Here is a 6,163-nt window from a genome sequence, read left to right on the forward strand (position 1 = left end):
CGACCAGCACCTCGGCGGCGGTCACATGGTCGCCGAGGGCGGCCGGCAGCAGCGGGGTGCGCCGGTGGGCGTCGCGGGTCTCGGGGCCGGCGCCCGCGGCGAGGGCGGCGCGGACGCCGTCGGCGTCGCCCGCCTCGGCGGCGGTCAGCAGGGCGCGGTCGGCGGGGGCCATCGGGGAACTCCTGGTCAGGCGGATCAGCTCGCGCAGCGCGGACGCCGCCGGCGGCGTCCGCCGGGTGCGCCGGGAGATCCGCTCGGTCCGCTGCATGTCTCCATGCTGGGCCGTGCCGACGGTCCTCCCGGTCGGCGGAGCGGCTGGGTCGGGCGACCGGGACGGGTGACGCCGGGGTCAGCCGAACGGATGACCCACCGGGGCCCGGGATCTGCGGAACTTCTAGTGCGTATCGGACATAGGGCGAGGAGTGTACGTCTGCGTCGACCGCAGAGCCGGGACCGGCAGAAGCAGGTGGGCGCGATGCGCGTACTGCTCAAGGTCTGCATGGACACGGAGAAGGCCATCGAGGCCATCCGGAGCGGCACCATGCCCAGGCTGATCCAGGAGACGGTGGAGCAGCTCAAGCCCGAGGCGGCCTGCTTCACCTCCGACCACGGCAAGCGCACCGCCTTCCTGGTCTTCGACATGCAGGACAGCTATCTGATGCCGGTGATCAGCGAGCCGTTCTTCATGCAGCTCGGCGCGGAGATCACGTACACGCCGGTGATGAACCTCGAGGACGTGCAGAAGGGTCTTTCCCAGCTGAACCGCTGACGGGGGGCCCGGTCAGCTGAAGACGATCATCGACCCCTGTGCCAGGCTCCGCGTCGCCGCCGCGTGCAGCCCCAGCCAGACGTGCCGTTCACGCGCGAACGGGCTGGGGTCGTACGGGGCGGGCACCGCCGGTTCCTCCAACTCGGTCGGCCCGGGCGGAGGCTGCGGGGCCGCCGGGGGGTTGGCCGGGTCGATGCCGAGGGTGGGCGCGACGTGTTCCAGTTCGCGCAGCAGGGTCTGGGAGGAGCCCAACGGTCCGCCGCCCGAGAGGAGTTCGTCGTTGGACAGGGGGTGCGGGAAGTCGACCGGGACGTAGGCGCCCGCGTGGTCGTAGTGCCAGACCAGGTGGGACTGCTGGGCCGTCGCCTCGAACATCTCCAGCAACTGCTCGTAGTCGCCGCCCAGTTCGTCGACGGGGGTCACCGGCAGTCCGCACACCTGGAGCAGATAGGCCCGGCGCAGGAAGTGCAGCGCGTCGTAGTCGAATCCGGCGACCGGGGCGACCTCGCCGGACAGGCCCGGCATGTACTGGTACACCGGCACCGGCGGCAGCCCGGCCTCGGCGAGCGCCTTGTCGTATTGCGCGAGTTCCTCGGCGAACGGGTTGTCCGGCGCGTGGCACAACACGTCGACGAGCGGGACCAGCCACAGGTCACAGGCCAAAAGAGGGCTCCTCGGGTAGGGGCGCGCGAGGTGTGGTCAGGGAAGCGTAATGGGTGGGGGCCGCACGGGTCCCCTCCCGTACCGGCCCTATACCCACATGAGCCGTCAATGGCCCGCGGACCGCCGTCAGCTCCCGGTCAGGCGCTCCATCAGGGCGAGCGAGTGCGCGTTGTAGGCGCCGATGAGCCCCCGCGCGGAGTCGGTGTCGCGGCGGGCCAGGGCGTCCACCAGTTCGGTGTGCCCGGCCCACAACTGCCCGCGCAGATCGTCGATACGGCGCAGGTAGGGCACGGCGCACACCCAGGACTGCACCCGCAGCCGGTGCAGGAAGTCGGAGAGGTACGGGTTGCCGAACAGGCCGCTCAGCTCGCGCCAGAAGCGCAGGTCGTAGCCGATGAGCACGGTGAGGTCCCCGGCGGCGGCGGCGCGCTGCGCCTCCTCGCCGCGCCGGCGCACGCCCGCGAGCGCGGCCGCCGTCCGCGGGTCGTCGGGGTCGCGGAAGCCGCGGTGGCCGTCGCCGAGCGCCTGGAACATGCCGTCGGTGACGAGACTGCGGGCCTCGACCAGGCCGCGGAAGTCGTCCATGGAGTATTCGCGGACGTGGAAGCCGCGGTGCTGGTCGGCCTCCAGCAGGCCCTGCGCGGACAGGTCGACCAGCGCCTCGCGCACCGGGGTCGCGGAGACGCCGTACTGGTCGGCGATCTCCTTGACCGTGAACTCCTGCCCCGGCTGGAGCCGCCCGGCCAGCACCTCGTCCCGCAACGCGTCCGCGATCTGCTGCCGCAGGGTGCTACGGGTCACAGCGCCGCTGCCGCTGGTGCCGGGCATGGTGGGGGGACTCCCTCGTACGTTCGGATGGCGTGCACCAGTGTGCACGGACGTGTCTACGAGCACGCCACCCTACGCGGTCCCCCCACCGGGGGCGCCGGGCTTACGCCACGTACTCGTCGGCCACCGCGAGCGCCGCGTCCAGCGCCGCCAGGCCCTCCTTCAGTTCGGCCTCGGTGACGTTGCAGGGCGGCACGACATGGGTGCGGTTCATGTTGATGAAGGGCCAGATGCCGTGCGCCTTGGCGGCGGCGCCGAACGCGGCCATCGGGGCGTTCGCCTCGCCGGCCGCGTTGTACGGCACCAGCGGCTCCCGGGTCTCCCGGTCCTTCACCAGGTCGAGGGCCCAGAACATGCCGACGCCGCGCACCTCGCCGACGCTCGGGTGCCGCTCGGCCAGCTCGCGCAGCGCGGGCCCGACGACGTCGGCGCCGAGCCGCGCGGCGTGCTCGACGATGCCCTCCTCGGCCATGACCTCGATCGTCGCGACGGCGGCGGCGCAGGCCAGGGGGTGCCCGGAGTAGGTGAGTCCGCCCGGGTAGGGCCGCTCGGCGAAGGTCTCCGCGATGGCGCCGGAGACGGCGACGCCGCCCAGCGGGACGTATCCGCTGTTCACGCCCTTGGCGAAGGTCATCAGGTCGGGGGTGACGTCGAACAGGTCGGCGGCGAACCACTCGCCGGTCCGCCCGAAGCCGGCCATGACCTCGTCGAGGATGAAGACGATCCCGTACTTGTCGCAGATCTCCCGCACGCCGGCGAGGTAGCCGGGCGGCGGCACCATGATCCCGGCCGTGCCGGGGATGGTCTCCAGGATGATCGCGGCGACGGTCTGCGGCCCCTCGAAGGCGATCGTCGTCTCCAGGTGCTCCAGCGCCCGGGCGCACTCCTGCTCCTCGGTCTCGGCGTAGAAGCGGGAGCGGTAGAGGAAGGGCGCCCAGAAGCGCACGACTCCGGCCGCGGCGCTGTCGGAGGCCCAGCGGCGGGGGTCGCCGGTGATGTTGATCGCCTGCTGGGTGCCGCCGTGGTACGAGCGGTACGCGGAGAGCACCTTCGGGCGGCCCGTGTGCAGCCGGGCCATGCGCACCGCGTGCTCGACGGCGTCGGCGCCGCCGTTGGTGAAGAAGATCTTGTCCAGGTCCCCGGGGGTGCGCTCGGCGATCAGCCGGGCCGCCTCCGAGCGCGCCTCGATGGCGAAGGCGGGCGCGAAGGTGGTCATCTTCGCGGCCTGCTCCTGGATCGCGGCGACGACCTTGGGGTGCTGGTAGCCGATGTTGGTGTAGACGAGGCCGCTGGTGAAGTCGAGGTAGCGCTTGCCGTCGTAGTCCCAGAAGTACGACCCCTCGGCGCCGGCGACGGCGAGCGGGTCGATGAGCGCTTGCGCGGACCAGGAGTGGAAGACGTGCGCGCGGTCCGCGGCCTTCACGGCGGCGCCGGTCCGGGGGTCGGGATGAGGGGTCATGCGGCCGAGCGTAGATGTCCGGGATGCGGACGCGGTATCGGCGTCCTGTCTGCGGTCGGGGGGTTTCCGCGACAGGTTGTCGACGCGGGGAGCCGTCCGGGCGGCGAGAGGGTTGACAGGATACTGTCGAAGTGACAGCCTTCTGTCATAGGGAATCCGCCGGGATCCCGCTGGAGGAGGAACCATGAGCCGCAAGCCCGTCCACCTCGCCGTCTACGACACCCTCGCCGACTGGGAGCCCGGACACGCCACCGCCCACCTCGCCCGCGCCGGCTACGAGATCCGCACCGCCGGCCCCACCACCGCCCCCGTCCGCACCATCGGCGGGCTGCGCGTCCAGCCCGACCTCGCCCTGGACGACGTACGGCCCGAGGACAGCTCGCTGCTGATCCTGCCGGGCGCGGACCTGTGGGACACCGGCGACGACCTCGCCCCCTTCGCCCGCAAGGCCCGGCAGTTCCTCGACGCCGGTGTCCCCGTCGCCGCGATCTGCGGCGCCACCGCCGGACTCGCCCGCGAGGGCCTGCTCGACGACCGCGCCCACACCAGCGCCGTCTCCTTCTACCTGGCCGCCACCGGCTACCGGGGCGGGGAGAAGTACGTGGACGCCGACGCGGTCACCGACGGCGGACTGATCACCGCGGGCCCCACCGAGCCGGTCGCCTTCGCCCGGGAGATCCTCGGCCTGCTCGAGGTCCACGAGGGCGAGGTGCTGGACGCCTGGTACCGCCTCTTCCACGACTCCGACGTCGAGGCGTACGCCGTCCTGGAGAAGGCGGGGGCGCTGTGAGCCGCGAGCGGCAGGACCTGTTCAGCCGGAGCGCGATCGGCGTGTTCCGGCTGAACGGCCAGTTCCTCTCCGTCGCCGAGGACCTGGCCGGGCCCGCCGGGCTGACCGCCGCCTGGTGGCAGGTGCTGGGCGCGGTGCTGCGCGAGCCGCTGCCGGTGGCCGGGATCGCCCGCGCCATGGGCATCACCCGGCAGAGCGTCCAGCGCATCGCCGACCTGCTGGTGGCACGGGGCCTGGCCGAGTACCGGCCCAACCCCGCCCACCGCCGCGCCAAGCTCCTCGCGCCGACCGAGGAGGGCCGGGCCGCGATCGACCGGATCCACCCGGGCCACGCCGCCTACGCCGACCGGCTCGCCGAAGCCTTCGGCGAGGCGGAACTCGCCGCGGCGGTGGCGGCCCTGGAGCGGCTGTCGGAGGTGCTGGACGAACTGGGACCGCCGTCGGCCGTACCGGTGGCCGCGCCTGTTACGGAACCGTAGAGGGCGCCCCGTACGACTCCCCTGAGGGCCGCACTATTCTCGGCCTGTTGCTCACCTAGGGGGAGGCGGCGGGGATGGAGAGACTGGGGCCAGGGGACCCCGAGCGCGTCGGCGTGTACCGGCTGCTGGGGCGGCTCGGCGCGGGCGGCATGGGGCAGGTCTATCTGGCCCGGTCGGACCGGGGGCGGACCGTCGCCGTGAAGCTGGTCCGCGAGGAGCTGGCCGCGCAGGAGGAGTTCCGGGGGCGGTTCCGGCAGGAGGTGCAGGCCGCGCGGCGGGTCGGCGGCCACTGGACCGCACCCGTGCTCGACGCCGACACCGAGGCCGCCGTGCCCTGGGTCGCCACCGGGTACGTCGCCGGACCCAGCCTCCAGCAGATCGTCGGCCACGACCACGGGCCGCTGCCCGAACGCTCGGTGCGCATCCTCGCCGCCGGGCTCGCCCACGCCCTCAAGGACATCCACGCGGCCGGGATCGTCCACCGCGACCTGAAGCCGTCCAACGTCCTGCTGACCATCGACGGCCCCCGCGTCATCGACTTCGGCATCGCCCGCGCCCTGGAGACCGTCACCGACGGCGGGCTCACCCGCACCGGCGCCCTCGTCGGCTCGCCCGGTTTCATGGCACCCGAGCAGGTGCGCGGTGACCGCATCACCCCCGCCTGCGACGTCTTCTGCCTCGGCTCCGTCCTCGCCTACGCCGCCACCGGCGCCCTGCCCTTCGGCGGCGCCGACAGCGGAGTGCACGCCCTGATGTTCCGCATCGCGCAGGAGGAGCCCGACCTGGAGCGGGTTCCCGAGGGCATCGCCGAGCTCGTCCGTGACTGTCTGCGCAAGGACCCTGCCGCCCGCCCGACCCTCGACGACCTCCTGGAGCGCACCGGCGCGGAGGACACCGTCTCCGACGGCCGCGCCCTCGACCCGTGGCTGCCCGGCGCCCTGGTGGCCCAGCTCGGACGGCACGCGGTACGGCTGCTGGACACGGAGAACCCGCAGACGCCGGGGGCCCCGCCGGAGCACCCGGCGGCGGAGGAGCCCGACGGCGCGCCCGCGTCCGCCCGGAACGGAGCCCCGGGCGGGCCGCTCGGCGCTGCGGGCGCGGCAGCGTCCCTGAACCACCTCCCGAGCGTGCCCCCCGGCCGGCCGGCCGCCCCGGGCCCGCCCGGGGCTCCGTTC

General features: G+C 73.5%; 7 protein-coding genes and 1 pseudogene. 4 read left to right on the plus strand and 4 right to left on the minus strand.

What is annotated here, in order from left to right:
- Positions 1 to 268, minus strand: a pseudogene (locus CCN42_RS25730) (hypothetical protein); the annotation flags it as partial.
- A gap of 207 nt (positions 269 to 475) precedes the next feature.
- Here CCN42_RS25730 and CCN42_RS25735 point away from each other — a divergent pair.
- Positions 476 to 769 carry a hypothetical protein gene (locus tag CCN42_RS25735; protein WP_086739191.1) on the plus strand — a complete coding sequence of 98 codons (294 nt, stop codon included), beginning with the start codon at positions 476 to 478 and terminating at the stop codon, positions 767 to 769.
- 12 nt (positions 770 to 781) lie between these two features.
- Here CCN42_RS25735 and CCN42_RS25740 read toward each other — a convergent pair whose 3' ends face one another.
- The 3 genes from CCN42_RS25740 to CCN42_RS25750 form a co-directional block, all read right to left on the minus strand.
- Positions 782 to 1,432: a hypothetical protein gene (locus tag CCN42_RS25740; protein WP_086170267.1), complete on the minus strand. Its 651-nt coding sequence runs from the start codon at positions 1,430 to 1,432 to the stop codon at positions 782 to 784.
- Positions 1,433 to 1,558: 126 nt separating this feature from the next.
- Entirely contained in the window at positions 1,559 to 2,260 is a 702-nt protein-coding gene (locus tag CCN42_RS25745) for a GntR family transcriptional regulator (protein WP_086170268.1), read from the minus strand.
- Between the two features lie 103 nt (positions 2,261 to 2,363).
- Complete coding sequence (locus tag CCN42_RS25750; protein ID WP_086739192.1) at positions 2,364 to 3,719, minus strand: aspartate aminotransferase family protein; 1,356 nt, start codon at positions 3,717 to 3,719, stop codon at positions 2,364 to 2,366.
- Positions 3,720 to 3,903: 184 nt separating this feature from the next.
- Between CCN42_RS25750 and CCN42_RS25755 the strand changes: the two genes are divergently transcribed.
- The 3 genes from CCN42_RS25755 to CCN42_RS25765 form a co-directional block, all read left to right on the plus strand.
- Positions 3,904 to 4,509, plus strand: coding sequence for a type 1 glutamine amidotransferase family protein (locus tag CCN42_RS25755; protein ID WP_086739194.1), 606 nt, complete (start codon positions 3,904 to 3,906; stop codon positions 4,507 to 4,509).
- Positions 4,506 to 4,988: a MarR family winged helix-turn-helix transcriptional regulator gene (locus CCN42_RS25760; protein WP_086739196.1), complete on the plus strand. Its 483-nt coding sequence runs from the start codon at positions 4,506 to 4,508 to the stop codon at positions 4,986 to 4,988. Before CCN42_RS25755 ends, CCN42_RS25760 begins: the two co-directional genes overlap by 4 nt.
- A gap of 74 nt (positions 4,989 to 5,062) precedes the next feature.
- The coding region (locus CCN42_RS25765) for a serine/threonine-protein kinase (protein WP_143662009.1) at positions 5,063 to 6,163 on the plus strand (1,101 nt) is incomplete at its 3' end.

Source organism: Streptomyces glaucescens, from assembly GCF_002154375.1.
In the GTDB taxonomy this organism is placed as follows: Bacteria; Actinomycetota; Actinomycetes; order Streptomycetales; family Streptomycetaceae; genus Streptomyces; species Streptomyces glaucescens.